The 25,542-nt window shown below is 72.8% G+C and carries 21 protein-coding genes; 10 read left to right on the forward strand and 11 right to left on the reverse strand.

Annotated features, from left to right (window positions below):
- The first annotated feature begins 48 nt into the window (after positions 1-48).
- On the forward strand, positions 49-1,578 hold the full coding sequence (locus LCN96_RS54050; protein WP_225270151.1) for an RICIN domain-containing protein: 1,530 nt from the start codon (positions 49-51) through the stop codon (positions 1,576-1,578).
- Between the two features lie 6 nt (positions 1,579-1,584).
- Here the strand turns inward: LCN96_RS54050 and LCN96_RS54055 are convergent, their stop codons facing one another.
- The gene (locus LCN96_RS54055) at positions 1,585-1,836 is read right to left on the reverse strand and encodes a hypothetical protein (RefSeq protein ID WP_225270152.1); all 252 of its coding nucleotides are present in this window, start codon (positions 1,834-1,836) and stop codon (positions 1,585-1,587) included.
- 207 nt (positions 1,837-2,043) lie between these two features.
- Positions 2,044-5,247: an AAA family ATPase gene (locus tag LCN96_RS54060; protein WP_225270153.1), complete on the reverse strand. Its 3,204-nt coding sequence runs from the start codon at positions 5,245-5,247 to the stop codon at positions 2,044-2,046.
- Positions 5,248-5,545: 298 nt separating this feature from the next.
- Between LCN96_RS54060 and LCN96_RS54065 the strand changes: the two genes are divergently transcribed.
- The gene (locus tag LCN96_RS54065) at positions 5,546-6,076 is read left to right on the forward strand and encodes a hypothetical protein (RefSeq protein WP_225270154.1); all 531 of its coding nucleotides are present in this window, start codon (positions 5,546-5,548) and stop codon (positions 6,074-6,076) included.
- Positions 6,077-6,137: 61 nt separating this feature from the next.
- Here LCN96_RS54065 and LCN96_RS54070 read toward each other — a convergent pair whose 3' ends face one another.
- On the reverse strand, positions 6,138-7,334 hold the full coding sequence (locus LCN96_RS54070) for a cytochrome P450 (protein ID WP_225270155.1): 1,197 nt from the start codon (positions 7,332-7,334) through the stop codon (positions 6,138-6,140).
- 188 nt (positions 7,335-7,522) lie between these two features.
- Between LCN96_RS54070 and LCN96_RS54075 the strand changes: the two genes are divergently transcribed.
- From LCN96_RS54075 to LCN96_RS54085, 3 genes are all read left to right on the forward strand, one after another.
- On the forward strand, positions 7,523-9,037 hold the full coding sequence (locus LCN96_RS54075) for an FAD-dependent monooxygenase (RefSeq protein ID WP_225270156.1): 1,515 nt from the start codon (positions 7,523-7,525) through the stop codon (positions 9,035-9,037).
- A 158-nt stretch (positions 9,038-9,195) separates the two neighbouring features.
- On the forward strand, positions 9,196-9,849 hold the full coding sequence (locus tag LCN96_RS54080) for a maleylpyruvate isomerase family mycothiol-dependent enzyme (protein ID WP_225270157.1): 654 nt from the start codon (positions 9,196-9,198) through the stop codon (positions 9,847-9,849).
- A gap of 65 nt (positions 9,850-9,914) precedes the next feature.
- On the forward strand, positions 9,915-10,868 hold the full coding sequence (locus tag LCN96_RS54085) for an NAD-dependent epimerase/dehydratase family protein (protein WP_225270158.1): 954 nt from the start codon (positions 9,915-9,917) through the stop codon (positions 10,866-10,868).
- Positions 10,869-10,892: 24 nt separating this feature from the next.
- Here the strand turns inward: LCN96_RS54085 and LCN96_RS54090 are convergent, their stop codons facing one another.
- The 5 genes from LCN96_RS54090 to LCN96_RS54110 are packed head-to-tail and all read right to left on the reverse strand — an operon-like array spanning position 10,893 to position 15,531.
- Positions 10,893-12,173, reverse strand: a complete 1,281-nt coding sequence (locus LCN96_RS54090; RefSeq protein ID WP_225270159.1) for an ABC transporter substrate-binding protein — start codon at positions 12,171-12,173, stop codon at positions 10,893-10,895.
- 5 nt (positions 12,174-12,178) lie between these two features.
- On the reverse strand, positions 12,179-13,177 hold the full coding sequence (locus tag LCN96_RS54095; protein ID WP_225270160.1) for a branched-chain amino acid ABC transporter permease: 999 nt from the start codon (positions 13,175-13,177) through the stop codon (positions 12,179-12,181).
- On the reverse strand, positions 13,174-14,055 hold the full coding sequence (locus LCN96_RS54100; RefSeq protein ID WP_225270161.1) for a branched-chain amino acid ABC transporter permease: 882 nt from the start codon (positions 14,053-14,055) through the stop codon (positions 13,174-13,176). The genes LCN96_RS54095 and LCN96_RS54100 overlap by 4 nt, the downstream gene beginning before the upstream one ends.
- A 4-nt stretch (positions 14,056-14,059) precedes the next feature.
- Positions 14,060-14,776, reverse strand: coding sequence for an ABC transporter ATP-binding protein (locus LCN96_RS54105; protein WP_225270162.1), 717 nt, complete (start codon positions 14,774-14,776; stop codon positions 14,060-14,062).
- Positions 14,773-15,531: an ABC transporter ATP-binding protein gene (locus LCN96_RS54110; protein WP_225270163.1), complete on the reverse strand. Its 759-nt coding sequence runs from the start codon at positions 15,529-15,531 to the stop codon at positions 14,773-14,775. The genes LCN96_RS54105 and LCN96_RS54110 overlap by 4 nt, the downstream gene beginning before the upstream one ends.
- A 178-nt stretch (positions 15,532-15,709) precedes the next feature.
- Here LCN96_RS54110 and LCN96_RS54115 point away from each other — a divergent pair, with 178 nt between their 5' ends.
- Positions 15,710-17,053 carry a PucR family transcriptional regulator gene (locus LCN96_RS54115; RefSeq protein ID WP_225270164.1) on the forward strand — a complete coding sequence of 448 codons (1,344 nt, stop codon included), beginning with the start codon at positions 15,710-15,712 and terminating at the stop codon, positions 17,051-17,053.
- Complete coding sequence (locus tag LCN96_RS54120) at positions 17,040-18,521, forward strand: long-chain-fatty-acid--CoA ligase (RefSeq protein ID WP_225270165.1); 1,482 nt, start codon at positions 17,040-17,042, stop codon at positions 18,519-18,521. Before LCN96_RS54115 ends, LCN96_RS54120 begins: the two co-directional genes overlap by 14 nt.
- Here LCN96_RS54120 and LCN96_RS54125 read toward each other — a convergent pair.
- A complete protein-coding gene (locus LCN96_RS54125) occupies positions 18,499-20,823 on the reverse strand; it encodes a M20/M25/M40 family metallo-hydrolase (protein WP_225270166.1) in 2,325 nt (774 codons plus the stop codon). The genes LCN96_RS54120 and LCN96_RS54125 overlap by 23 nt on opposite strands.
- A gap of 150 nt (positions 20,824-20,973) precedes the next feature.
- Here LCN96_RS54125 and LCN96_RS54130 point away from each other — a divergent pair, with 150 nt between their 5' ends.
- The gene (locus LCN96_RS54130) at positions 20,974-21,723 is read left to right on the forward strand and encodes a sulfite exporter TauE/SafE family protein (RefSeq protein ID WP_225270167.1); all 750 of its coding nucleotides are present in this window, start codon (positions 20,974-20,976) and stop codon (positions 21,721-21,723) included.
- Between the two features lie 251 nt (positions 21,724-21,974).
- Here the strand turns inward: LCN96_RS54130 and LCN96_RS54135 are convergent, their stop codons facing one another.
- Both LCN96_RS54135 and LCN96_RS54140 read right to left on the reverse strand, forming a co-directional pair.
- Positions 21,975-22,652, reverse strand: coding sequence for a hypothetical protein (locus tag LCN96_RS54135; RefSeq protein WP_225270168.1), 678 nt, complete (start codon positions 22,650-22,652; stop codon positions 21,975-21,977).
- A 67-nt stretch (positions 22,653-22,719) separates the two neighbouring features.
- The gene (locus LCN96_RS54140; protein WP_225270169.1) at positions 22,720-23,367 is read right to left on the reverse strand and encodes a TetR/AcrR family transcriptional regulator; all 648 of its coding nucleotides are present in this window, start codon (positions 23,365-23,367) and stop codon (positions 22,720-22,722) included.
- A gap of 87 nt (positions 23,368-23,454) precedes the next feature.
- Here LCN96_RS54140 and LCN96_RS54145 point away from each other — a divergent pair, with 87 nt between their 5' ends.
- Both LCN96_RS54145 and LCN96_RS54150 read left to right on the forward strand, forming a co-directional pair.
- On the forward strand, positions 23,455-24,570 hold the full coding sequence (locus tag LCN96_RS54145) for a VOC family protein (protein ID WP_225270170.1): 1,116 nt from the start codon (positions 23,455-23,457) through the stop codon (positions 24,568-24,570).
- The gene (locus tag LCN96_RS54150) at positions 24,567-25,496 is read left to right on the forward strand and encodes a fumarylacetoacetate hydrolase family protein (RefSeq protein WP_225270171.1); all 930 of its coding nucleotides are present in this window, start codon (positions 24,567-24,569) and stop codon (positions 25,494-25,496) included. Before LCN96_RS54145 ends, LCN96_RS54150 begins: the two co-directional genes overlap by 4 nt.
- Positions 25,497-25,542 lie beyond the last annotated feature (46 nt).

The raw sequence follows: 25,542 nt of genomic DNA on the forward strand, positions 1-25,542 counted from the left end.
ACACCGTCCGTTAGCATCTGATGACCCATGGTGCTGGACGGAGGTCGGATGCGCAGGCACGTACGCGACCTCGGCCTGGAGATCGGCCTGATCGGCGGCCTCAGCGCCCTCTTCACCGTGGGGACGGGCATCTTCCTCAACTTCGCCACCGACGGCGAGCCCCAGTTCAACCCGGCCCACCTCCCGCCCGCCCTGCTCTTCTCCTGCCTGGCCTGCGCCGTGCCGCCGGTGCGCGACTACCTGGCGGCCCGCCGGGCCGACCGGGCGGCGACGACCGCCGAGCCGTCCACCGCCGGCGACCTGGAGGCGTACAAGCGGCTGTTGAAGGCCCTGCGTGAAGAGGCGGGCTCGCCGCGCTTCGCCGAGCTGGAGCGGCGGGCCGGCGAGCTCGGGCTCGGGGCGGGGCGGGCCGAGTGGGAGCTGGTCACGCAGAAGGAGAAGGGCACGCGCTGGCTGCAGGACCCCGAGCGGGCCGAGCCGATCATCCTGGGCTTTCTCGCCGTGCACGACGTGCCCGCCGCCGCCACCGGGCCGTGGCTGGAGGCCTACCGGAGGCTGGTGCAGCCGCCGCCCGTGCCGAACCGCCGGCTCAAGCTCGCCGCCTTCGTGACGGTGCTGGTCGTGGCCGCGACCGGGGCTTTCATGGGGTACGTGGCGTACGCGGAGAGCCGCATCCTGGAGTCGCTGTATCGCCCGAACATGGCCGTGCTCTCCCAGCACTCACCCGGCCGGTATCTGGCCGTGATCAGCTCGGAGTCCGCGCCCCCGCGTGCCAGGCTCGGCCCGTCGATCATCAGCAGGAGCCCCGAGGCGCTCTACCGGTGGGACCTGTCGCCGGACAAGCACGACGGCTCCTACCACTACGCGATCCGCAACCGCCACACCCGGCGCTGCCTCACCCCCGAGGCCCGCGACCTCGCCGAGGGCGGCTACATCACCGACGCGGTCTGCGACGGCTCCGTGGCGCAGCTCTGGCGGCTGACCGGCGACGGCGCCATCGCGCAGAGCGGCATGTGCGTCGAACCGAACCTGGGCTCCCCCGACGCGGGCACCCCGCTGGTGCTGCGGACGTGCACCCCCGGCAAGAGCGCGCAGCGCTGGCTGGTCACCGGCCGCATGCCCGCCGGGCTCGGCAGCTCGGTGGCCAGCTCGCAGAACGGCGTCTGCCTGGACGCCGCGGCCGGCATGGCTGACCTGGTCACCTGGGAGTGCCATGGCCGGGCCAACCAGTCCTTCACCTACCGGCGCGACGCGCGGGGCGGCTACGAGATGAAGATCATGAACACCTGTCTCGGGGTCTCACCCGGCCGGGAGCGGCGGCGTCCGGTGCGCGAGACCTGCTCCGGCCGTCCCGGACAGCTCTGGCGCTTCACCTACCGCTCACCGAAGAACGACTGGCTGTACTGGGAGGTCAGGCACGTCGCCAGCGACCTGTGCCTGCAACTGGAGCCCGACTTCCGGACGTTGTCCATGGGCGCCTGCGTCCGGTCGAACGTCCAGCAGTGGCGCACCCCCGAGTGGCTGCGACCGCCGGACACTCCCGCCCACCCGGCCGCGAGCCTGCGCCATCCGCGCTGAGTGGCGTCAGTACACGTACGCCCACAGGTCGTAGGTGTAGTAGCCCGGGTAGGTCTGCGGGTAGTGGGTGCTGCACCACCAGGTCTGCCAGCGCCCGGTCTGCACGCCCGACTGGCCGAAGGAGACGCAGACGTCATAGGGCAGGTTGCTGTAGACCATCGTGAGCTCCGACGCGGCGTGCGCCGGGGTGGTCGTGGCCAGGGCGGGTGCCAGGGCGGTGACCGCGAGCAGGGCCAGGGCGGTGATTCTGCGACGCACCAGTTCTCCCCTCATGAAGGGCCGGATGGCGTGGGTTGCGATCACCGTGCATTGGACGTCGGAGGTCAACCCCGCTGCAAGATCGACCTTGTCGAGGCTCCGGCGACCAGCACGGACGCGGCGGACACGGTGAAAGGTTCATCGCGCGGCGGGACCGCGCGGACTGTCAAGGCCCGGATGGTTCGTCGCGCGGCCCGTCGAGGCGCTTCAGAGCTGCCAGCCGATCTCCTCCTGGGGCAGGTAGCGGCAGGTGGAGCCGGTCGAGACGGACGCGCGCAGGTGGGCGGCCAGCTCGGGGTGGGTGTGGTCGAGCTTGCGGAGGGTGTCGCGGATGCGGGCCGTGACGGTCTTGCGGGCGCGCTCCGCCTCGTCGCCCAGCCGCCGCGTGCGCCCGCCCAGCCCCGCCGCGGTACGCAGCTCGGCCAGCAACGCGGCACGCTCCTCGTCGAGCTGGGCCGCCCGGCCGTCGTCGCCCAGCCCGGCGGCACGGTCGATCTCCTCGTCCAGCCAGGCCAGGCGGCGGCGGTACTGAGCCCTGGCCTCGTCGTCGAGCACCTCGTCGCCGCCCATGCGGCGGGCCGCGACCACCACCTCGCCGCCCTCGGGGTCGAGCAGCAGCACGGCCGGCACGTCGTCGCCCGGGCGGCTCAGCAGGGTGTGCAGGTCGCGCAGGCCCTTGGCGTCGGGCAGGTGCACGAGGCGGCCGGCGAAGGACAGCGACCAGACCGCGCCGTCACGCCGGAACAGCCCGGCGGCACCGCGCCGCGACCTGAGGGCCTCGGGCTCGCCTCGGCCGGGACCGCTCCCACCCCACTTCTCCCCGGGCTCCGCGGCTTCCGCAGGGTGGTACTCCAGCACCTGCCGCATCCCCAGCTCCTCCGCCTCCCGCACCACCCCCGCGAACAGGGCCCGCGCGGCCTCCGCGTCACCGGCTCCGGCCCGGGAGTGCAGCGCCTCGGCCAGGTGGGCGCGGGCGAGCACGGACCACGGCCGCGCCCGCATGGCCTCGGCGGCCCGATGGGCGGCGGTCAACTCCTCGACGGCCTCCGGCCAGCGCTCCAGCACGGCGTCCACGCGCCCGAGCCACAGATCGTACGGACCGCTGATGTCCCAGCCGAACAGCGACACCATCCACTGCCCCCGATGCGGCGCCAGCAGGGCCCGCACCCGGGCGCACAGCTCGGGATCCTGCGTGACCACGGCCAGCTCCGCCATCAGCCGCAGCCAGATCGGCTGGAACACGCGGTCGGCCGGCTCCTCGGCGTCGAGCCGGCGCAGCGCGGCGTCGAGGTCGCCCGACTGCAGCGCCGTCAGGGCCTCCAGCAGCGGCACGCACGGATGGGTCGACCCTCTGAGCTCGCGCAGCATCCGCTCCTGCCCGTCGGTGTCGCCGCGCAACGCCGACATCGACCACTGGTGGTGCTTGAGCATGAAGATGAAGTGCTCGTGCTTGGCGTCCGGGTGGATGGACTCCAGCAACGACTCGGCCTCGGCGAAGCGGCCTTCGAGGCCGGCGATGATGCTCGCGTCGATGTCGGTGGACATCACGTGGTGCGGGCGCTCGCTGCCGCGGCCCCTGGCGGCGTAGGCGTGGAACTCGTCGAGATAGCGCGGATCGCCCTGCTCGATCATGGCCACCCAGCGCAGGGCGCTGGAGAAGTGCTCGAGGTCGGGGTCGGAGGTGCGGCGGGCCACGGCGATCAGCTCGCCCGTCAGCGCCACCCGCTCCGCCGCCGTGCCAGGCCCCCAGATGATGTCGTGGTGCGCCCACAGGCTGAACGCCAGCGCGTCGTCGTCGCCGCCCTGCCTGGCCCGCGCGGCCAGGTGCAGGGCCAGCGCCATCGCGAGCCCGTCGTCGGGCACCGTGGGCCCGCCGACCAGCCTGCGGTGGGCGGCTCTGAGCAGGTCGAGTGACTGGCCGGGGCCGTAGTGGCTGTGGTGGACCAGCGCGACGCGGGCGGGCAGCTCGGGGTCGTCGGTGTCGCGGGCGATCCGCGCGGCCTCCTCGAACAGCCGCTTGACCTCCTCGTGCGCGCCGTCGTGGTGCAGCTGCCTGCCCAGGTCGAGCGCGATCAGGCCGCGCCGGCGCGCGCTGACGGCGGCGCTGCGCTCGTACGCCCTGCGCAGGTGGGCGAGCTGCTCCTCCGTCGCGATCCGCCCCCTGGCCTCGCGGGCGGCGTCGAGCAGCAGATCGACGGCCAGGTCGGGGTCGATCCGGTCGCCGGCGAGGTAGGCGTGCCTGGCCAGGTCGCTGGGCGGCAGCCGCCCGGCCAGCGCGGGCGAGCCCGCCACGGCGGCGACCACGGCGGCGTGGCGGTCGCGTGGGTCGTCGAGCGAGTCGTACAGCGTCTCGCGCACCAGGTCGTGGGCGAACGCGAACACGCCGCCGCCCCTGGTCACCACGAGCCTGGCCACCACGGCCAGCTCCAGCAGCCGATCGACGTGCGCGACCGGGGCCGCGATGGCGGCGGCGAGCACCTGGCGGTGGAACTCCCGCCCCAGCACCGCCGCGGCGGGCAGCAGCTCGGCCACCGGGCGCGGCAGCAGCGACAGCCGCCGCAGCAGCGCGTCGCGCACGCCGGGCGCGACCGCGCTGGCCGAGCCGCCGCTGCGCCACAGCCGGGAGGTCTGCTCGACGAAGAACGGGTTGCCGCCCGTGCGCAGGTGGACCTCCGCCACCAGCTCGGGTGGCGGATCGTGGCCGGCGGTGCGGGCCATGAGCGCGGCGACGCCCGCCCGGTCGAGCCCGGTCAGCGTGATCGTGGTCGCCTTGGCCACGAGCGGCGACAGCAGGTCGCGCAGCGGATGATCGACCGGCTCCACCTCGGTGTCGCGGTAGGTGCCGATCAGCAGCAGCCGCTCGAACCACGTCTGCCGCGCAGCGAACTCCAGCAGCCGCAGCGAGGCCGGGTCGGCGGCGTGCAGGTCGTCGATGACGACGAGGACCGGCCGTCGCTGGGAGATCGCGACCAGCGCGGAGGAGACCGCGTCGTAGAGCTGGAAGGCGTCGGACGGGCGCTCGCCTGCCGCGTCGAAGAAGGCGTCGGCGGGCCGCTCGCCGGCCGCGCGCGCCTCGCCCAGCAGCGCCGCCAGGCCGCCGCCCGCCGCCTCCTCGGCCGCCGCCCACTCCTCAGGCTCGGCCGAGCGCCGCAGCGCCCTGACGACCTGCACCCATGGCCAGTAGCCAGGGGCGCCGCCCGCGTCCCAGCACGCGCCGCCCACCACCAGTGCGCCGCACCGCCTGGCCTCGCCGGCCGCGCTGGTGACCAGGGTGGTCTTGCCGATGCCCGCCTCGCCGGTGACCAGCACCAGGCCGCCGTGGCTGTCGATGAGCCTGGTGATCTCGGCACGCAGCAGCGCGGCGGGATGCTCCCTGCCGATCAGCTCGTGGGCCGCGACGTCGATAGGCATGACGTCTGCACGGTATCCGCCCGGGCCGACATTTTCCCAGCGCGATGAACCCCGCCCGCCTGCCCGCACCCTGGCCCTGGAGACTGGCCCGGGAGACTGGCCCGGGAGAGTCGTCAGCGTGGTTGGATGCGCAGCTTCCACTTCGTAGCCTGTTCGGCGGCGTACTGCCGGTCCACCTTGGCCGCCAGCCGCCCTGGGCGGCGTGCCGCCGGTCGCCCGCGCTGGCCGTCCTGTCGCGGGCGCTGGCCTCCCGGTCCAGCCCGCTGGCCTCCCGGTCGGCGGCGTCGGCGCGCCGGTCGTGCCCCTGGTCCTGCTCCGCCTTCAACCGGTCGGAGCGCAGCCCGGCCAGCTCCACGCGGATCGCGGCGCGGTCCATCCGGTTGCGCTCCCTGTCGGCGGCCGCCAGTGTCCTGGCCTCGGCCAGCAGCCGCCATTCCTCACGGACGGCGGGCGGCGCGTCGCGCATCGCGGCCTGGCGGCGGGCGGCGGCCTCGTCGCGCTCCTGGGCGGCGCTGTCCCTGCACTCCGCCGCCCACAGCAGGTCGTGCAGCCGGCGATCGCGCAGGTCCTCGGTCTCCCGCACCTGCTCCAGGTGCCGCCTGCGCAGGCGCGCCGCCTCGTCGCGAGCGTGGGCCAGCTCGTCGCGGCCGTGCGCGGTCCGGTCCCGGACCTCGGCGGCCCGGTCCCGTGCCCTGCCCGCGCTGTCTCTCCGCTCCGCGGCCAGGTCACGTGCGGCGGCATGAACCGCCTCAGGCTGGTCGAACTCCTGCGTATCAGGCTGCTCGTCCTTCTGAACGTCCTCGCCCGCCATCGCCGTCTCCACTGCTGACCGTTCCCTGCCTCCAGTGTGCCCCTAACCGGGCGGGAAAGGCCGACACTTCCCGGCCTGGCTACCAGGTCACCTCCAGCGAGCTGAGCCCGTACACCACGGAGGACGAGCGGAACCGCGGCTCCGTGTCGGCCACGCGCAGGTTCGGGAAGCGCTCGAGCAGGGCGGGGAAGGCGATCCGCAGCTCCATGCGGGCCAGCGGGGCGCCCAGGCAGTGGTGCACGCCGTGGCCGAAGGCGAGGTGGCCGGGCGCGCCGCGGCCCAGGTCCAGGGTGTCGGCGTCGGGCAGGAACGACGGGTCGCGGTTCGCGGCGGGCAGGGTGACGAGCACCAGGTCGCCCTCCTTGATCCGCTGGCCGCCCACCTCGGTGTCGGTGGTCGCGACCTTGGTGGTGCCCGAGTTGACGATGCTGAGCCAGCGCAGCAGCTCCTCCACCGCGGCGTCGATCCGCTCCGGCTCCTTCCTGAGCCGGTCGAGCTGCTCGGGGTGGCGCAGCAGGGCGAGCGTGCCGAGGGAGAGCATGTTGGAGGTGGTCTCGTGCCCGGCGAACAGCAGCAACCCGCCGATGCCGACCAGCTCGTCGGTGGACAGGTCGTCGCCGTGCTCGCGCACGAGCATGCCGAGCAGCTCCTCGCCCGGGTCGGCCTGGATGCGGGCGATCAGGGTCTCCATGTACGCGCGCTGCTCGAACTGGAGCATCATGCGCTGCTCGCCCGGCAGGCTCATGTCGAGCATCCTCGCCGTACGCTGCTGGAAGCCCTCCCTGTCCTCGTACGGGACCCCGAGCAGCTCGCAGATCACCAGCGACGGGATCGGCAGCGCGAACGACGGCACCAGGTCGGCGGGCGCTCCCGCGGCCTCCAGCGCGTCCAGGTGGTCCTCGACGATGCGGCGGATCCGGGGCTCCAGCCGGTTCATCCGGCGGATCGTGAACTCCGGCGTGAGCATCCTGCGCAGCCGCGTGTGCTCGGGCGGGTCGACGCCCAGCAGGTTGCCCGCGCGGACCTTGGCGAGCTGCTCCTCCGTCATGGGCGGGGCTCCGGGCAGCCGCGCGATGTTCGTCGGAGCGATCTTGAAGCGCTCGGCGTCGCCGAGCACCTCCCGTACGTCGGCGTGCCGCGTCACCAGCCAGGCCTCGGTGCCGAACGCCGTCGTGACCCGCTTGACCCGATCCTCGTCCCGTGCGGCCGCCAGCTCCGGTGCCGGGCCGAACTCCACCCGCCGCATGTGCAACGGCATCGTCGAGGTCTCGCTCATATGCAACCCCTGGGTGATCGTCAATTTTGGTAGCACGGTACTGAGCGGGACGGCCGTCGACTAGTTGCGATCTTCAATTGTTGTGAGGTCGTACCACGGCCATGACCGGCGGCGCGCACGGGCTTCCTTGACGCGGGCATGACGGCCCGAGGACTATACCTGCGGTCATCTGGACGAATAGGACATCCATGGATCTGGTAAGGCAAGTTCCCGAGTCCGTGCCCGTGCTGATCGCCGGAGGCGGGCCCGTCGGCCTGGCGACCGCCGTGGAGCTGGCCCACCACGGCGTGCGCTGCCTGGTGGTGGAGCCTCGGGAGACGGTGTCGTGGCTGCGGCCGCGCGCGAAGACCACCTCGGCCCGCTCGATGGAGCTGCTGCGCAGGTGGGGGTTGGCGGAGACGTTACGGTCGCGGGCTCCGCTGTCGGTGTCGTGGTCGGACGAGGCCGTGTTCGTCACGGGGCTGCTCGGACGCGAGATCACCCGCATCGGCGGCTGCTTCGGCCTCGACCTCGTCGGCTCCGACCTGGCGGCCGAGCCGGGCCAGCAGGTGCCGCAGCCGCTGGTGGAGGAGGTGCTGCGGGAGACGGTCGGCGACGCGCTGCTGACCGGCTGGCAGGTGGCCGGCCTCCAGGAGGACGCCGACGGGGTCACCGTGCGCATCACGTCCGGCGGCCAGGAGCGCGAGGTGCGCGCCCGGTACGTCGTCGGCTGCGACGGCCCGCGCAGCGTGACCAGGGCGGCCATCGGCTCGAAGTACGAGGGCCGCCAGGACGCCCGCCCCAACTTCAACATCGTCTTCCGCGCCCCCGGCCTGGCCGAGCGCATGCCGCACGGCCCCGCCGTGCATTATTGGGTGCTGAACCCGGCCCAGCCCGGCATGCTCGGCCGCCTCGACCTGAAGGACACCTGGTGGTGCATCGCCCAGGGGGTGCGGGCGGAGGACGCCGATCCCGTACGCCTGGTGCGCAACCTCGCGGGCGCCGACATCGAGGTGGAGATCCTGGCCACCGACCCGTGGACGGCGCGGATGCTGCTGGTGGACCGCTACGCCACCGACCGGGTCTTCCTGGCGGGCGACGCCGCGCACCAGAACCCGCCCTACGGAGGTCACGGGTTCAACACGGGCATAGGCGACGCGGTCAACCTCGGCTGGAAGCTGGCCGCCGTGCTGCACGGGTGGGCTCCTCCTGGCCTGCTGGCCACGTACGAGAGCGAGCGCCGCCCCATCGCCGCCGACACCATCGAGGCGGCCGCCTCCAACATGGCCACCCTCGCCCCCGAGCTGGCCGACCCGGCGCTGATGGGGGACGAGGCCGCCTTCGAGAAGGTGCGGCCCGCGGTGGCGGAGGCGGTGCTGCGCACCAAGGACAGCGAGTTCCACAGCCTGGACCTGGTGCTGGGGTACACCTACGCCGGGTCGGCCATCGTCTCCTCCGGGGCCGGGGAGCGGCTGCCTCATCGGTGGCTGGCTCCCGGTGAGTCCCTGTACGACCGGCTGGGGCCCGCGTTCAGCCTCGTGGGGGACCAGCAGTCGCCGGGGGCCGCCGTGGTGGTCGCGGAGGCGGCGGAGCTGGGGGTGCCGTTGCGGGTGGTCGAGCTGCCGGGCGAGCCGCTGGCGCTGGTCCGGCCCGATCAGCATGTCGCCTGGCGGGGTGGTGACCCGTCGGGGGCGTTGCGGATGGCGCTCGGGCACGGGCGCTGAGCGACGCCCGAGCACGTCGCCCTGGACGCCTCGACCCGGCTGCCGTGGCTGGGCGACGTCGCGGCATGCGTGCGCGATGAGTTTCCGACGCGGTGCGAGTCTCCCCTGGTGAGCGCTATACCCTTCTCGTCCGGCGTTCAGGGAGAGAGAGAACGATCATGCCAGAAGCAGCACCCCGGGCAGGCCGCGCCGCGGACGACTGGGCACTGATCCACGCCGAGCGCGCCGCCCTCGCCGCCGACCTGGCCGGCCTGGCGGAGGAGCGGTGGGCGGCGCCGTCGTTGTGTGCCGGGCTGACGGTCCGCGAGGTGCTCGCCCACCTGACCGCCGGCGCCAGTCTCACCCCGCTGCGGTGGCTGGCGGGCGTGATCCGTTGCCGGTTCGACTTCGACAAGCAGGTGGCCATGCGCCTGGCCGAGCACCTGGGCGCCGACGGGGCAGAGACCCTGCGGCGCTTCGAGCACGTCGTCACCAGCACCACCTCACCGCCGCTGCCCGCGTTGGCGATGCTGGGCGAGACCGTCGTGCACGGCGAGGACATCCGCCGCCCGCTGGGCCTGCGCCGCGACCACCCGATCGGGACCGTCACGCGGGTGGCGGAGTACTACCGGGGGTCGGACCTGGTCGTCCAGGCGAAGGGGCGGATCGGCGGGCTGCGGCTCGCCGCCACCGACGGGCCGTTCGAGGCGGGCTCGGGAGCGGTCGTCTCGGGGACCACGGTCGCGCTGATCATGGCGATGACCGGTCGAGCGGCGTACTGCGACGAGCTGACGGGTGAAGGCGTCCCGATCCTGCGCGAGCGCTGCGGCTGAGCCCGGACGGGACGCCCGCAGCGCTCGCCCTGCCCACGACTGACCACCGGGTCTACGCTGAACCCATGCGGATTGTGGTGATTGGCGGCAGTGGGCACATCGGTACGTACCTCATCCCGCGCCTCATCGGCGCCGGGCACGAGGTGGTGAACGTGAGCCGGGGCAAGCGGGAGCCCTACACCCCCCACGGCGCGTGGCAGCGGGTCACCACCGTCGTGGCCGACCGGGAGGCCGAGGAGTCCGACGGGACGTTCGGGCGGCGGATCGCCGAGCTGGGCGGTGACGTGGTCATCGACCTCATCTGCTTCAAGCAGGACAGCGCCCGCGCGATCGCCGACGCGCTGGCCGGCCGGGTGCGGCAGTTCCTGCACTGCGGGACGATCTGGGTGCACGGGCCGAGCGGGCAGGTGCCGACGACTGAGGCGGCCAAGCGGGCGCCGTTCGGCGAGTACGGCATCCAGAAGGCGGCCATCGAGGCCCACCTGCTCGACCGCGCGCAGCGCGAGGGCTTCCCCGTGACGATCATCCATCCCGGGCACATCACCGGCCCCGGCTGGGTGCCGGTGAACCCGGCGGGGAACGTCAACCCGGAGGTGTTCCAGCGGCTCGCCGAGGGCAGCGAGGTCGCGCTGCCGAACCTGGGCATGGAGACCGTGCAGCACGTGCACGCCGACGACGTCGCGCGGCTGTTCATGGACGCCCTGGCGAGCCCGTCGGCGGCCATCGGGGAGAGCTTCCACTCCGTGGCCACCACCGCGCTGACGCTGCGCGGGTTCGCGGAGGCGGTGGCGGGGTGGTTCGGGCGGGAGGCGCGGCTGACGTTCCTGCCGTGGGAGGAGTGGAAGGGCACGGTGTCGGAGTTCGACGCCCAGCTCACCTACGACCACATCCTGCACAGCCCGCACTGCAGCATGGAGAAGGCCGAGCGGCTGCTGGGGCACCGGCCCCGGTACACCTCGCTGGAGGCCGTCTCCGAGGCGGTCGACTGGCTGGTGCGGGCGGGGACCGTCAAGCCCTGAGCCCGGGGTCCCCGCGCCGTCACGTCAGCCGCCCAGCGGGCCGAACTCCTTGCGGGTGTCGATCACGTCGCCGAACAGCTCCCAGCGCTCTCCCTTGAACGTCATGAGCTGCATCGACTCGATCGGGAAGCCGTCACCCTGGGCGGTGTCCAGCGTCACCCCGGGCAGCAGCATGTCCACCTTGACCCCCTTGAGGTTGCGGACGGAGTCCCGCAGGCCCTCGCGGGTCGGGCACGCGGCCGCCTCCATGGCCTTGTGGAAGCTGCTCGCCGCCGCCCAGCCGAAGGTGTGGTAGGGCACGTTGACGTCGGCCCCGGGCGCGTACTGCTGCATCTTCTGCTTGTAGAGCTGCATCTCGGGGTCGTTCGCCCACGTCGGGTCGTTCGGGTCCTTGTAGTACGTGGCCGACACGACGCCCTGCACGTTCTCGAAGCCGACCGGCTTGAGCACCGTGATGGAGGCGGCGACGTTGTTGACGATGTGCAGCGGGTTCCACTTGGTGTTCTTGGCGTCGGCGGCCAGCGCCTGCGAGCCGAACTTGGGCGTGGTGATGTTGAGGAAGACGTCGGCCTTGGAGTCGGCCAGGTTGCGCATCTGCGGGTCGATGCTGGGGTCGGAGACCTCGTAGCTCTGCTCGGCCACGACCTGCACCTGCGTGCCTTCGAGGGCCCGCTTGAAGCCGCCGAGCAGGTCCTTGCCGAAGTCGTCGTTCTGGAAGAGGACGGCCACCTTGGCCTCGGGCTTCTCCTTCTTCAGGTAGGCCGCGTAGACGCGGGCCTCGGAGATGTAGTTGGGCTGCCAGCCGATCGTCCACGGGTGCGCGGTGTCGGTGCCCCAGATGGAGGCGCCGGTGGCCACGAAGACCTGCGGCACCTTGCGCTGGTTGGTGTAGTCCCAGGTGGCGGCGGTGGAGGGGGTGCCGAGCGTCTGGAACAGGGCGAAGACCTGCTCCTGCTCCACCAGCCTGCGGGCCTCCTCGACGGCCTTGGGCGGCGAGTAGCCGTCGTCGCGGACGACGAACTCGACCTTGCGCCCGCCGATGCCGCCCTTCTCGGCGTTGACGTAGTCGAAGTAGGCCTTGATGCCCTTGGGGATGTCCCCGTAGGCGGAGGCGGGGCCGGACAGCGGGTAGATGCCGCCCAGTTTGATGCTCTTGTCGGTGATGCCGGTGGTCTGTTGCCCCGCGCACTGCCCGCCCGCCGCCGCGGTGCCTCCGGTGCCGCCACCGGTGGCCGCCTCGCGCCCTCCGCAGGCGGCGACGGCGAGCAGTAACAGCGCCGCGCAGCCGATCGCAGAAACTCGCATCCCTCTTACTCCTTCCGGGGAATCTTCTTGATCAAGCGCCCGGCCAGGCCGGCCAGCCCCGTCGGGGCCACGTACATCACCGCGATGATCAGGAGGCCGAAGATGACGCCGGGCGCCGCGTCGTTGACGTCCTGGGAGATGCTCGGCACGAACATCACGAACAACCCGCCGAGCACGGGTCCGGACAGCGAGCCGAGCCCGCCGACGACCAGGCCGGCCAGCAGGGTGATCGACAGGTTGACGGTGAAGGAGTCAGGTGAGACGAACCCGATCACCCACGTGTAGACACACCCCGCCGCCCCGGCGAACATGGCACTCCAGGCGAACGCGAGCGTCTTGTAGAACGACAGCCGCACCCCCATGACCTCGGCCGCCGCCTCGTTGTCCCTGATGGCGTGCAGCGCCCGGCCCACCCGCGAGCGCAGCAGCGAGGCGGCCAGCAGGAACGCGGCGACGGTGACGGCCAGCGTGAGGAAGTACAGCCACTGGTCCTCGGCCAGCCCGCTCCACGCGGGCGGCGCCGGCTTGGGCAGCGTCAGGCCCATCGAGCCGCCGGTCAGCTCCTCGAACCGCTTGAGCAGCGGGACGAGGAAGATCGCGATGGCCAGCGTCACGAGCGCCAGGTACAGGCCGCGCAGCCGCATGGCGGGCACGCCCAGCGCCAGGCCGAGCAGGAACGCCACCGCCGCCGCGATGGGCAGGGTCAGCGGGTACGGCAGCGCCCACCGGTCCATCAGGATGGCCGCCGCGTACGCCCCGACGGCGAAGAAGGCGCCGTGGCCCAGGGAGATCTGCCCCGCGTGACCGACGAGGAGGTTGAGCCCGAGCAGCGCCACCGCGTACACCAGCACCATCGTGAGCTGGAAGACGTGGAAGGGGACGAGCTGGAACGGCGCGTAGAGCGCGGCGGCCAGGAGCAGGCCGAGCGCGGCCCACTTCCAGTCCGGCTTGCGCCGCTGCCTGACGGGCACCGGCTTGACCTCGACCTTCGTCGCGCTGCTCATGCCCGTTCCACCGCCGCCCGCCCGAAGAGCCCCTGAGGCCGCAGCAGCAGCACACCGAGGATGATCACCAGCGGCACCCCCACCTTGAGGTCGGATCCGATGACGCCGACGTAGGCCCCGGCGAGCGTCTCGGCGACGCCCACGACCAGCCCGCCGACGACGGCGCCGAGCGGGCTGTCGAAGCCGCCGAGCGTGGCGGCGGCGAAGGCGTAGATGAGGACGCCGCCCATCATGTTCGGCTCCAGGAACAGCAGCGGCGCCACCAGCACGCCGGACACGGCGCCCACGGTGGCGGCCAGGCCCCAGCCCAGCGCGAGCGTGCGGCCCACGCGGATGCCGACCAGCCGGGCGGAGGCGGGGTTGGTGGCCACGGCCCGCATGCCGAGCCCGATCTTGGTGTACTGGAAGAGCACGTAGAGCAGCCCCATGACCAGCCCCACCACGCCGAGCACGCCGAGGGTGGAGAAGCTCACGCTGATCCCCACCGCCTCCAGCGCGCCGCCGGGGAACGGGTTCGGGAAGTCCTTGATGAGGAACGTCCAGATCCAGCCGGCGGCGGCGTTGACGAAGATGAACAGCCCGACGGTGACGATCACGATGGTCAGCTCAGGCGCGCCCTCGACCGGCCGGATGATCACCCGTTCGATGAGCATCCCGCCCGCGAACGACACGACCAGCGTCACCACCAGCGCCAGCCAGAACGGCATGCCGGCGGCCACGCACTGCCAGGCGATGTAGGTGGAGAACATGGCCAGCTCGCCCTGGGCGAAGTTGACGATCCCGGTGAACTGGTAGATCAGCACCAGGGCCAGCGCCAGGCTGGCGTAGATGGCGCCCGCGCCGAGCCCCTCGACGACCTGCTGCAGGAATCCGGCCATCGCGTTACACCCGGTACCCGAGGTAGGACTGGGCGACCTGCTCGTCGGCCTGGATCTCCTCGGCCGTGCCCGACAGCACGATCCGCCCGGTCTCCAGGACGTGCGCCTGCTGGGCGATGCCCAGGGCGAGATGGGCGTTCTGCTCGACGACGACCACGGTGGTCCGCTCCTCTTCGTTGATGGTCTGGACGATGCGGAACAGCTCCCGGGTGACGAGCGGGGCCAGGCCCAGCGACGGCTCGTCGAGCAGCAGCACCCGGGGGCGCAGCATGAGGGCCCTGCCGAGGGCCAGCATCTGCTGCTCGCCGCCGCTGAGGCTGCCGGCGGCCTGCTTGAGCCGCTTCTTCAGGACCGGGAAATACTGGTGGATGCGTTCGAGGTCCTCGTCCACGGACGGGCCGCGCCGCACGTACGCGCCGAGCCGGAGGTTCTCCTCGACGGTCAGCGGCATGAACGTGCCGCGCCCCTCGGGCACGTGGGCGACGCCGAGCCGGGCGACGGCGTCGGGCGAGCGGCCGGTCAGCGCGACGCCGCCGAGCGTGATCGTGCCGCGCGTCCTGACCATGCCGGACAGGGCGCGCAGCAGCGTGGTCTTGCCCGCGCCGTTGGGGCCGAGGATCGCGCAGACCTCGCCCTCCTTCACGGTGAAGCGCACGCCGTGCAGCACCTCGGCGTCGCCGTAGCCGGCGACCAGGTCCTCCACCACCAGGTCCGCGCTCATGCCGCCGTCCCCAGGTACGCCTCGATGACGGCCGGGTCGCGCTGGACCTCTTCCGGTGGGCCCTCGGCGATCTTCCTGCCGAAGTCGAGGCAGACGATGCGCTCGCAGATGCCCATGACGAACCCCATGTGGTGCTCGACCACGATGACCGTCAGCCCGTACTCGGCGCGGATCGACTCCAGGGTGCCCGCGAACTCCTCGACCTCGGCCGCGTTCAGCCCGTTCACCGGCTCGTCCAGGAGCAGCAGCCGGGGGCGGACGATGAGGGCGCGGGCGAGCTCGACCCGCTTGAGGGTGCCGAACGGCAGCCCGGTCGCCGGGTGCGCGGCCACCTGGGTCAGGCCCAGCCGTTCCAGCACGGCGTCGGCCTCGGCGCGCAGCTCGCGTTCCTCACGGCTCACGCCCGGCAGCCGCAGCCCGGCGGAGAAGAAGCCGGCGCGGCCCCTGTGGTGCGCGCCGACCAGCACGTTGTCGCGTACGGACAGGCGGGGGAACAGGCCCAGGTTCTGGAAGGTCCTGGCGATCCCGAGGCCGACGATGGCGTGCGGCGCCACGGCGACCAGGTCCCTGCCCTCGTACGTGATCGTCCCGGACTGGGGGGTGTAGCGGCGGGTCAGGCAGTTGAACAGGGTGGTCTTGCCGGCGCCGTTCGGCCCGATGAGCCCCACCATCTCGCCGCCCGCCACCCCGAACCCCACGCCGTCCAGCGCGGTGATGCCGCCGAAGCGAACGGTAAGATCGTGTACCTCCAGCATCCGGCCTCCTGGAGAACAATGTTCTGATAGTGGCCTCAGCGTAGGAGCCGCTCGTCAAGAGCCGCATTGGGCACGGTGACCCAAGATGTTTCTGGCAAGTTGTCCTCTGAGCACAGGCTGGGTCTCATCCCGGTTACAACCCGTTGACCGTGCGGCGATGGCCATGGATCATCCCGGCATGTCCACTGGTTCGAGCACCGTGGAAGCCGCCGTACGCGCGGAACGCACACGCATCCTGTCCGGGTTGCTCGGCGACCTGCAGGAGCTGGCCGACGTCGCGGTCATGACGATGCGGGAGGAGATCCCCGCCTACGACGCCGAGGGGCCGGCCTTCCACGCCGACGTGCGGGACCAGGTGGTCAAGCACTACCGGGCCAAGCTCGGGGTGCTGCTGGAGGACCGTACGGTGACGTTCGAGGACATCTCGTTCACCCGGCGCGCCGCCATGCGCCGGGCCAGGGCCGGGGTGGCGCTGGCCGACTACATCAACGCCTTCCGGGTCGGGCAGCAGGTGTTCTGGGAGGCCGTGGTCGAGCGGGCCGGGCACGGCTACGCCGGGCGCGAGGCGGCGCTGTCGCTGGCGACGCCCCTCATGCGGTACTGCGACTTCGCCAGCACGCACGCCGCGAACGCGTACATGGAGTTCCAGCAGTACGCGGCGGCGGAGGCGGTGCGCGAGACCCGTGACCTGCTGGAGACGCTGCTGGCCGGCTGCGCGCCGACGCGGGGCAGGGAGGTGGCCGCGGCGCAGGCGCACGGCCTGGGTCAGGACGCGCGAACGCCGCTGCTGGTGGTGACCGCGGTGCTGGCGGGGCCGTCCGCGCACCCCGAGGACGCGCGGCACTCCGCGTGCGCGGCCATCGCCAGGATCGCCGGGAACGGCACCCGCACGCTGTCGGTCGTGCGCCAGTCGGAGATCGTGGCCATCCCCGTGCTCGGCCCGGGTACGGGCCCCGAGGAGCTGTGCGACCGGCTGCAGGGCGTGGTGGAGAGCCTGGCCGCCGAGGGCGTCAGGCTGGCCATGGGCATCAGCACCGTCTCGGCGGGCGCCGCGCAGATCCCGCAGGCCTACCAGGAGGCCAGGGCCGTGCTGGACTTCGTGCCGGAGGAGGGCGGCGTGGCCGCGCTGCCCAGGATCACGCCGTTCCAGTACCTGGCGCTCAAGGCCGACGACACCGCGCGCAACCTGGTAGACCCGCGCATCACGTCCTTGCTGTCGGAGGACCGGGCGCGCGGCGGCGTGCTGACGGCCACGATCAGGGCGTTCGCCGCCGCGGACCTGAACCTGCGGACCGCCGCCGAACGCCTCCAGATCCATCCGAACACCGCGCAGTACCGGATGCGCCGCATCCAGGAGCGCACCGGCCGCAGCCTGCGCTCGATCAACGACCTCGTGGAGTTGCTCGTCGCCATCGCGCTGCAGGATGCGCTCCCCACCAATGCCGGGCGGGAAAGACTGGCTGCCGCGACCAATGAGGGGCGTGGGAGATCGGACGTACGGTCGTTCCATGAACCTCGCTGACCGGCTCCACACCGCCGCTGCCCGGCTCGGCGGCAGAGCGGTTCTCACGCTGGACGAGGCGCGGCTGACCTACGGCACGCTCGACGAGCTGAGCGCCCGCCTGGCGGGTCTGCTGCGGGGCCGCGGGATCGGCCCCGGCGACCGGGTCGCCATCATGTTGCCGAACGTGCCGGAGTTCGGCGTCGTCTACTACGGGGTGCTGCGGGCCGGGGCGGTGGTGGTGCCGCTGGACCCGTTGCTGAAGCGCCGGGAGATCGCCGCGTACCTGGGCGACTGCGGGGCCAGGCTGCTGATCGCCTGGCACGCCTTCGCCGAGACGGCGGAGGCGGGCTCGGCGGGCACCGACTGCTTCTTCGTGGTGCCCGGCGAGTTCAGGCGGCTGCTGCGGGGCGTCGCGGCCGAGCACGAGATCGCCGACCTGGAGCACGACGACACCGCGGTGATCCACTACACCTCCGGCACCACGGGCCGGCCCAAGGGCATCGAGCTCACCCACGCGAACCTGGGCGGCAACGCCGCCACCGTGGCCCGCATGCACGCGCTGGGCGTGGACGACGTGGTGCTCGGCGCGCTGCCGCTCTACCACACCTTCGGCCAGACCTGCTCGCTCAACGCCACCGTGCACGCGGGCGCGCGGCTGACGCTGCTGGGCCGCTTCGACGCCGGCCGGGCGCTGGAGGTGATCAGGCGGGACGGGGTGACGGTCTTCCAGGGCGTGCCGACCATGTTCATCGCGCTGCTCGACCATCCCGGCGCCTCCGACATGTCGATGCTGCGGGTCTGCGCGTCGGGCGGGGCGGCGCTGCCACTGGACGTGCTGCGGGCCTACGAGGCCAGGTTCGGCTGCGAGATCGTCGAGGGGTACGGGCTCAGCGAGACCTCCCCCGTGGCCGCGACCAACCGGGGCGGCGTGCACCGCAGGCCGGGCTCGATCGGCTGGCCCATCAGGGGCGTGGAGATGAAGGTGCTCGGCGACGACGGCCGCGAGCTGCCCGCCGGCGAGATCGGCGAGATCGTGGTGCGCGGCCCCAACGTCATGAAGGGCTACTGGAACGACCCGGTGGCCACGGCCGAGGTGATCCGCGACGGCTGGTTCCACACCGGCGACCTCGGGCGCGTGGACGGCGACGGCTACTTCTTCCTGGTCGACCGCCGCCGCGACGTGATCATCCGCGGCGGCTACACCGTCTACCCGCGCGAGGTCGAGGAGGTGCTCTACGAGCACCCTGCGGTGCGGCAGGCGGCCGTGTTCGGCGTGCCGCACCCCGGGCTGGGCGAGGAGATCGAGGCCGTGGTGGCCCTGCGCGCCGAGGTGACCTGCGAGGAGTTACGCGACTTCGTCCGGGAGCGGGTGGCGGCGTACAAGTACCCCCGGCATGTGTCGTTCGTGGACGAGCTGCCGATGAGCCCGACCGGCAAGATCCTCAAGCGCGCGCTGCCCCGGCTCAGAGCCGGTACGTACGGGTGATCGCCACCAGGCCGCCGTCCTCGCGGGTGGCGGCCACGAGGCCCGGGGGCATCGGCGTGAAACCGGGCACGGCGGCGAACCCGTCCCGCTCGCCGATCGCCGTCATCCGCAGCTCGCCCTCCCCCATGACCCTTACGGTGATCTCCGCGCCGCCGGCCGGGATCCCCCGGAAGCGCACCTCGCCCGGCCAGGTGTTCGCGCGGACGCCGGTGACGGGCACGGTCACCGCCCGCATGCCGTCGGCCTTCGCGGTCACCTCGGCGATCGGCCGCTCGACGCGCAGGGTGAGCGAGCGAGCGCCCCTGCCCGCGCTGATCCGCAGCCGGTAGGTGCCGCCGTCCTTGCCCAGCACGCGGACCCGGGGCCCGTCCACGTCCACCGCCGGCGCGCGGCCGGTCCACAGGTCGCCGCGGGCGTAGCCGGGCGGCAGGGCGGCGGTGTCCTTGCCGGAGACGTACGTCCTGGTCCAGTCGGACGGGGCGAGGTCGGCGCTGACCCAGGCCGCCGTCCTGGTGCCGGCGTCCATCACGTACGCCAGGTGCGTCCGACTCGGATGGGCCGCGTCGAAGGCGTCCAGCGCCAGACCGGCGGGCACCAGCGCGACCGCGAGCGCCGCCGCGCCCAGCGGCACCCCGAACGCCACCGGCCTGCCGACCGGCCGCGCCGGCTCCGGCAGCCACAGCTCGGCCACCGGCAGCGCGGTCAGCGCGAACAGCGCCAGCGCCGCCGCGCTCACCCCGCCGAGCGCCAGCCCCATCCCGTCGAACGCCGTCAGCGCCAGCCCGGGCAGCAACGCCGCCGACCCGGACAGCCCGGCCGTCACCACGGCCACCCGCCCTGCCGCCGTACGAGGGCCGCCGTCGCGCGGCAGGAGCGCGGCCAGGCACCCCAGCGCGGCGAGCAGCGCAGGCAGCGCGAACATGAATGACGCCCCCGGCGCGACCTGCGCGCACACCACCCCCAGCACCGCCGGCCACACCAGCCCCCCGACGGCCAGCGCGGTGGGCCCCACCCTGCGCCGCAGCAGGAGGTACCACCCGAGCACCGCCACCCCGGCCAGCACCGCGACGGCCGCGCGGAACGCGCCGGGCCGGTGCAGCAGTCCGCCCATCCCGTAGTAGTCGGGCCGCAGCGCCACCAGCACCTCCCACATCCCCTGCGCGAGCACGGCGGCCAGCGCGACCGGCACCACCCCGGAGACCGCCCCGACGATCATCCGCACCGGCCCCGCCACCCGGCGGCGCCACGCCACCACGGCCAGCCCTGCCACCGCGGCCGGCGCCAGCCCGGCCAGCGGCCACACCAGCGCGTCCGGGTAGGTGATCATGACTCCGAAGAGCCGGAAGTAGGTGACGTCGTGCCCGGCGGCCAGCCCCGGCAGGTCGGCGCCGCCGAACGCGCGCGCCAAGGCCAGCATGTTCGAGCCGTGGTGCTGGAGGCTGCCCCGGTCGAGATGGGCGAGGGAGTCGTCGGCCGTGTGGTAGCGCGAGGACTCCTGGATGTAGGCGAAGTTCATGCCGGTGAACCCGGCCCCGGTCATCGGCGTGAAGTCGGTGTTGTTCGGCAGCAGCCGGTAGAGCTCGACCATCATGGAGTCGCCGCGCGGGTACGGCACGGCGCCGGCGAACGTCCCGACCAGCCCGGCGTTGTCCCGCGACGTCTCGAACATCAGCGACGGCCCGCTGACCCCGCGCGCCTCCCAGTTGAGCAGCACGCCGCCCTTGCCGCCGAGCGGGTGCTCCCTGACGAACGCCTCGGCGCCGAGCACGCCGTCCTCCTCGCCGTCCGTCATCAGGAACACCAGGTCGTTGCGGAGCTTCGCGTCGCCCAGCGCCCGTACAGTCTCCAGCATCGCCGCCACGGCCGCCGCGTCGTCCGACGCGCCCGGCCCCATCGCGGCGGAGTCGTAGTGCGCGGCGATCACCACCGTCCCTGTCGGGTCGGTGCCGCGCCGCGTGGCCACGATGTTGTCCACCTGCCCGAACGCCGCCAGCCCCGTCGAGGAGTTGACCCCCACGGCCTGCTGCACCTGGACCTCCAGCCCGGCGGCGCGCAGCTGCCCCACCAGGTAGTCCCTGGCCTGCGCACTGGCCTGGCTGCCGATCGGGCGCGGCCGGGTGGCGAACGCCTCCAGGTGTCTCAGGGCTCGTCCGGCGCTGAACTCGGCGGCCGGCGCCGAAGCGGGCAGCGGCTGCATGGTGCTGTTCGCCATGGCGGTCAGCACGATCACCGCGGCCAGCGCGAGCAGCGCGCAAGCCCCCGCCAGAACGCGGCGGGGGACGTCGAACAACTTTCCGATCATGCAGCGAAACGCTAGGTTTCGGGCCTGGGCCGCCGGAATGATGCGCATGCCCGGATCGGGCTGTGGTTTACCTCAGGTCCCGTCGGCCGGTGTCTCAGATGACAGTACGATTCGTCTTACGAGGTAAGACCTGCTCTAGAGTCGCACAGCATGACACCTTGGGAGATGGTCGCGGTGCTCGCGGCCGGCGTCGCGGGCGGGGCCATCAACACCGTCGTCGGATCCGGGTCGCTGATCACCTTCCCCACGCTGCTCGCGGTGGGCCTGCCGCCGATCACCGCCAACGTCTCCAACAACATCGGCCTGGTCCCCGGCGGGCTGTCCGGTGTGGCGGGTTACCGCGAGGAGCTGAAGGGTCAGCGTGACCGGCTGCTCCGGCTGGCGCCCGCGTCGGTGGCGGGCGCGCTGGCGGGCGGGCTGCTGCTGCTCAACCTGCCGGAGAGCACGTTCACGGCGGTCGTGGTCGTGCTCATCGCGATGTCCTGCGCGCTGGTCGTGATCCAGCCCCGGCTCAGCCGCGCGCTGGCCGACCGGCCCAGGCGCGCGCACGGCGGCCCGTGGCTGTGGCTGGGCGCGCTGGCGGCCGGCGCGTACGGCGGCTACTTCGGCGCCGGGCAGGGCATCCTGCTCATCGGCCTGATGGGCATCCTCATCGACGAGGAGCTGCAGCGCGTCAACGCGGCCAAGAACGTGCTGGTCGTGCTGGTCAACGGCACGGCCGCCATCCTGTACGCGCTCGTCGCCGACGTGGACTGGACGGCGGTGCTGCTGGTGGCGCTGGGCTCGACGGCCGGCGGCTTCCTGGGCGCCCGGCTGGGCCGCAGGCTGCCTCCCGCTGTCCTGCGGGGCGTGATCGTGTGCATCGGCGTGGTGGCGATGGTGAAGCTTCTCACCGGCTGAGGGGGTCGCGCCTCTGCGGTGATCATCTCCCGGCGAGAGGCTGCCGACGTTCCGTCTTGTGGCCATCCTGGCCGCCACCGCGCCGAACTTGTTATCGATCTTCATGCTGCCTGGTGCTGCTGGTGCCCGCGCTGTTCGAGCCGGCCGCCTGGCTGCCGTCGGACGCGCCGCACGACTGCTCCAGCTCCCTTGCGCTGTTCGACCGGCCGTACCTGGTCGCGGGCGTGCTGGCGCTGCTCTCCGGGATCCGCCTAACCCGCCAGCCCCAGGAGGAAAGCCACGGGCACGAACGCGACCGCCAGCCCCACCGCCCACCACCTCGGCGCGGGCCCGTCCTTCAGCACCGCGAGGCCGAACGGCACCAGCGCGACGGCCAGCCCCGCCAAGGCGAGCAGCGAGACCGGGTCGCTGCCCCCCTTGAGCACTCCCAGCGGCAGAGCCGCCGCCAGCCCCAGCGCCACGCTCCTGACCAGGCCCAGCACCTTGGCCCGGTAGGCGCCGACCGCCAGCACGAGCCAGCCGCCCATGATGCACACGTTGGCCGCCTTGAACACGTGGAAGGCGCCGTACGTGCCCGCCACCGCCCGTTGCGCCGCCTCCAGCCCCAGCACGTCCACGAGCTGGAACGCCAGATGGCTGACCCCGGCGTGGAACACCCGCCCGAACAGCCCGATCACGACCAGCGTGACCCCCCACCGGGCCCACCCGGACGGCCCGATGCGCCGGCCCAGCGCGGTCACGGCAGGCCACAGCAGCACGACCCCGGCCGCGTACAAACCGTACGACCAGGCCATCCGCACCGGGGCGACGGCGTGGGCGGCGAGCTGGGCGGGGAAGAAGTCGTCCACACCCGTGCGGACGAGGACCCCGGCGGCGAGCAGCAGCGGCCCCAGCACCGCACCCGCGCCCTCGACCCAGCGCCCTGGCATCTCTCGGTTCATACCGGCCATCCAACCGACGGCCGGCCGCCCGCACACGGGCGCTGCGGCGAGACTCTCAGGTAGTGCCCGCACTACCTCCGGGCAGCGGCAGGTGCGCCACCGCGTGGGCGGCCTCGCGGTCCATGCCGAACATGCGCAGCACCTGCTCGGCCAGCTCGTCGCAGGCGTCCTCGTCCACCAGGCCGGGCTGTGCCAGCCGCACCTGCAGGAAGCCGAGCAGCGAGCCGCCTGCGCCGGCCAGCGCGACGATCGGGTTGGTGACGTGGAAGCGGCCCGCCTCGATGCCCCTGCGGATGTCGCGCAGGGCGCGCGGGGCCAGGCCCACCTCGGAGTCGAGGTACTGCAGACCGGTACGGCTCAGGATGCGGGCCATCTGCGGATGGGTGTCGACCATGCGCCCGGTCAGCCGTACGGAGGCGGCGAAGACCTCGGCCGGGTCCGCCAGGTCGGCGGTGAGCCGGTCGAGGAACTGGCCGTGCTCCTCCAGCACGTCGGTGATGGCGGCCTGGAACAGCTCGTCCTTGCTGCCGAAATGGTTGTAGAAGGAGCCGAACCCGACGTCCGCCGCCTCGGTGAGCTCCTGGATGCTCACCTCGGCGACCCCCTGCCGCGCGAGGAACTCCCTGGCCGCGTCGATGAGCGCCTGCCTGGTGCGCGTCTTGCGCCGCTCCAGCCGTGACGCGGGCCGCTGATCCGATCTCACGGTCATGAGCATACCGGCTTGACAGAGGCTTCCCTCATTTCTGATGATTTCATCATTAATGAGCGTCCAATCAACATGGGGGTGGTGATGGGAAGCGCACACGCGAACCTGCACAGCGAGCGCGGACCGCTGCGCGGCGAGCATCCCGGCCGGTCGCGGGACCCGGTGATCAAGGTGGTGGACCTGGCCTGGCTGGAGTTCGAGAAGACCGATCTCGGGCGGGCCGAGACGTTCGCCCTCGACTTCGGCTTCGCCGTGGCCGGCCGGACGCGGGACGCGCTGTACCTGCGCGGGACCCTGCCGGGCACGCACTGCCTGGTGATCAGGAAGGGGCCGAGATCGCGGTTCGTGGGCCCCGCGTTCCTGGCGGCGGCGTCCGGCGACCTGGTCAGGCTGGCCCGCGCCACCGGCTCCGACGTGCGGGAGCTGAGCGATCCTGGCGGCGGGCAGGTGGTGGAGCTGCGCGATCCCAGCGGCTTTCCGGTACGGGTCGTGCACGGGACCGCCGAGCTGCCCGCGCTGTCCGGGCAGCACCCGTTGCCGCTGAACGTCGGCGACGCCCGGCCCAGGATCAACGCCACGCAGCGCCCGGCCCGCGAGCCCGCCCGGGTGCAGCGGCTGGGCCACGTGGTGCTGGAGACCAGGTGGTTCGAGCGGGCGCTCGGCTGGTACCTGGACACGCTGGGCATGATCGTCAGCGACTTCCTGTTCCTGGACGGGCAGCGCGACCGGGGCCCGACCATGGCGTTCGTCCGCTGCGACAGGGGCGGCGTGCCGGCCGACCATCACACCCTGGCCATGCACCTCGGGCCCGGCACCGGGTACGTGCACTCGGCGTACCAGGTGGCCGACCTCGACGCGGTCGCCGCCGGCGGCGAGTACCTGGCCGGGCGCGGCTACCGGCGGGTGTGGGGCATCGGGCGGCACATCCAGGGGAGCCAGATCTTCGACTACTGGCGCGACCCCGACCGCCTGATGGTGGAGCACTTCGCCGACGGCGACCTGTTCGACTGCACGGTCGAGCCGGGGTGGGCGCCCATGTCCGCCAGTGGCCTGGCCCAGTGGGGGCCGCCGGTCACCCGCGACTTCCTCGGCACGAACCCCTCACCCGAGCTGCTGCGCACGGTCTTCACGGCGCTGCGCGAGGACAACGAGATCGACGTCGCCCGCCTGCTGGGCCTGATGAAAGCGATGAGAGCGTGAGCGTCAACGTACTGCGTACCGGGCAGGGCTGGTGGGTCGAGCGCGACGGGCTGGCCCACGCGGTGGACACCTCCGCGACGACCACGGCCGAGCTGCTCGCCGACCGGGCCGCCGTCCTGTCGCCCGCGCCGGAGGGGGTGCCGGTCGAGGAGCTGGAGCCGCTCTCCCCGGTGACGGCGCCCTGCCGGGTGGTGGCCCAGATGGTGAACTACCGCTCGCACGCCCAGGACTCCGGGTTCGATCCGGGGCGGGTGCCGATCACGTTCTTCCGCAAGGCGTCCGGGTCGGTGGCGGGGCCGTACGACCCGATCGTCAAGCCGCGGCACGTGCGGCTGCTCGACTACGAGATCGAGCTGGGCCTGGTCATGGGGGCCGAGCTGCCGATCGGGACGGTCGTGACGGACGCCTCCCTGCCCGATCACGTGGCCGGGCTGGTGGTCGCCAACGACGTGTCGGCCAGGGACGTGCAGCTCACCAAGGGGCAGTTCTACGAGAGCAAGTCGTATCCGACGTTCACGCCGCTGGGGCCGCGGCTGGTGCTGCTCGAACGGGAGGAGTTCGGGCGGCTGGTGGATCTGCGGCTGCGGCTGTCGGTCAACCAGGTGCCGCGGCAGGACCGTACGGTGGCGGACATGATCGCCCGGCCGGCGGCGGCGCTGACCGAGCTGGCCCGGTTCCAGGCGCTCGCGCCCGGTGACGTGCTGCTGACCGGCACGCCCGGCGGCACCGCGCTGAAGGCGCCGCCCGCGGTGGCCGAGCGGGTCGGGGCGCTGCTGCCGCCCGAGCTGAAGTGGAAGATCTTCTTCGGACGGCAGGCGCGGGTGCCTGCTTACCTGCGTGACGGGGACGTGGTGACGGCGCGCATCGCCACCGGTGACGGCGCCATCGACCTCGGGTGCCAGCGCACGCCCGTGGAGTACGCATGACAGCCGCGCACGCGCCTGTGCCCTTGTCCGCGCCTGTGCCTGTGCC

Origin of the sequence: Nonomuraea gerenzanensis (assembly GCF_020215645.1) — a bacterium.
Lineage (GTDB): Bacteria > Actinomycetota > Actinomycetes > Streptosporangiales > Streptosporangiaceae > Nonomuraea > Nonomuraea gerenzanensis.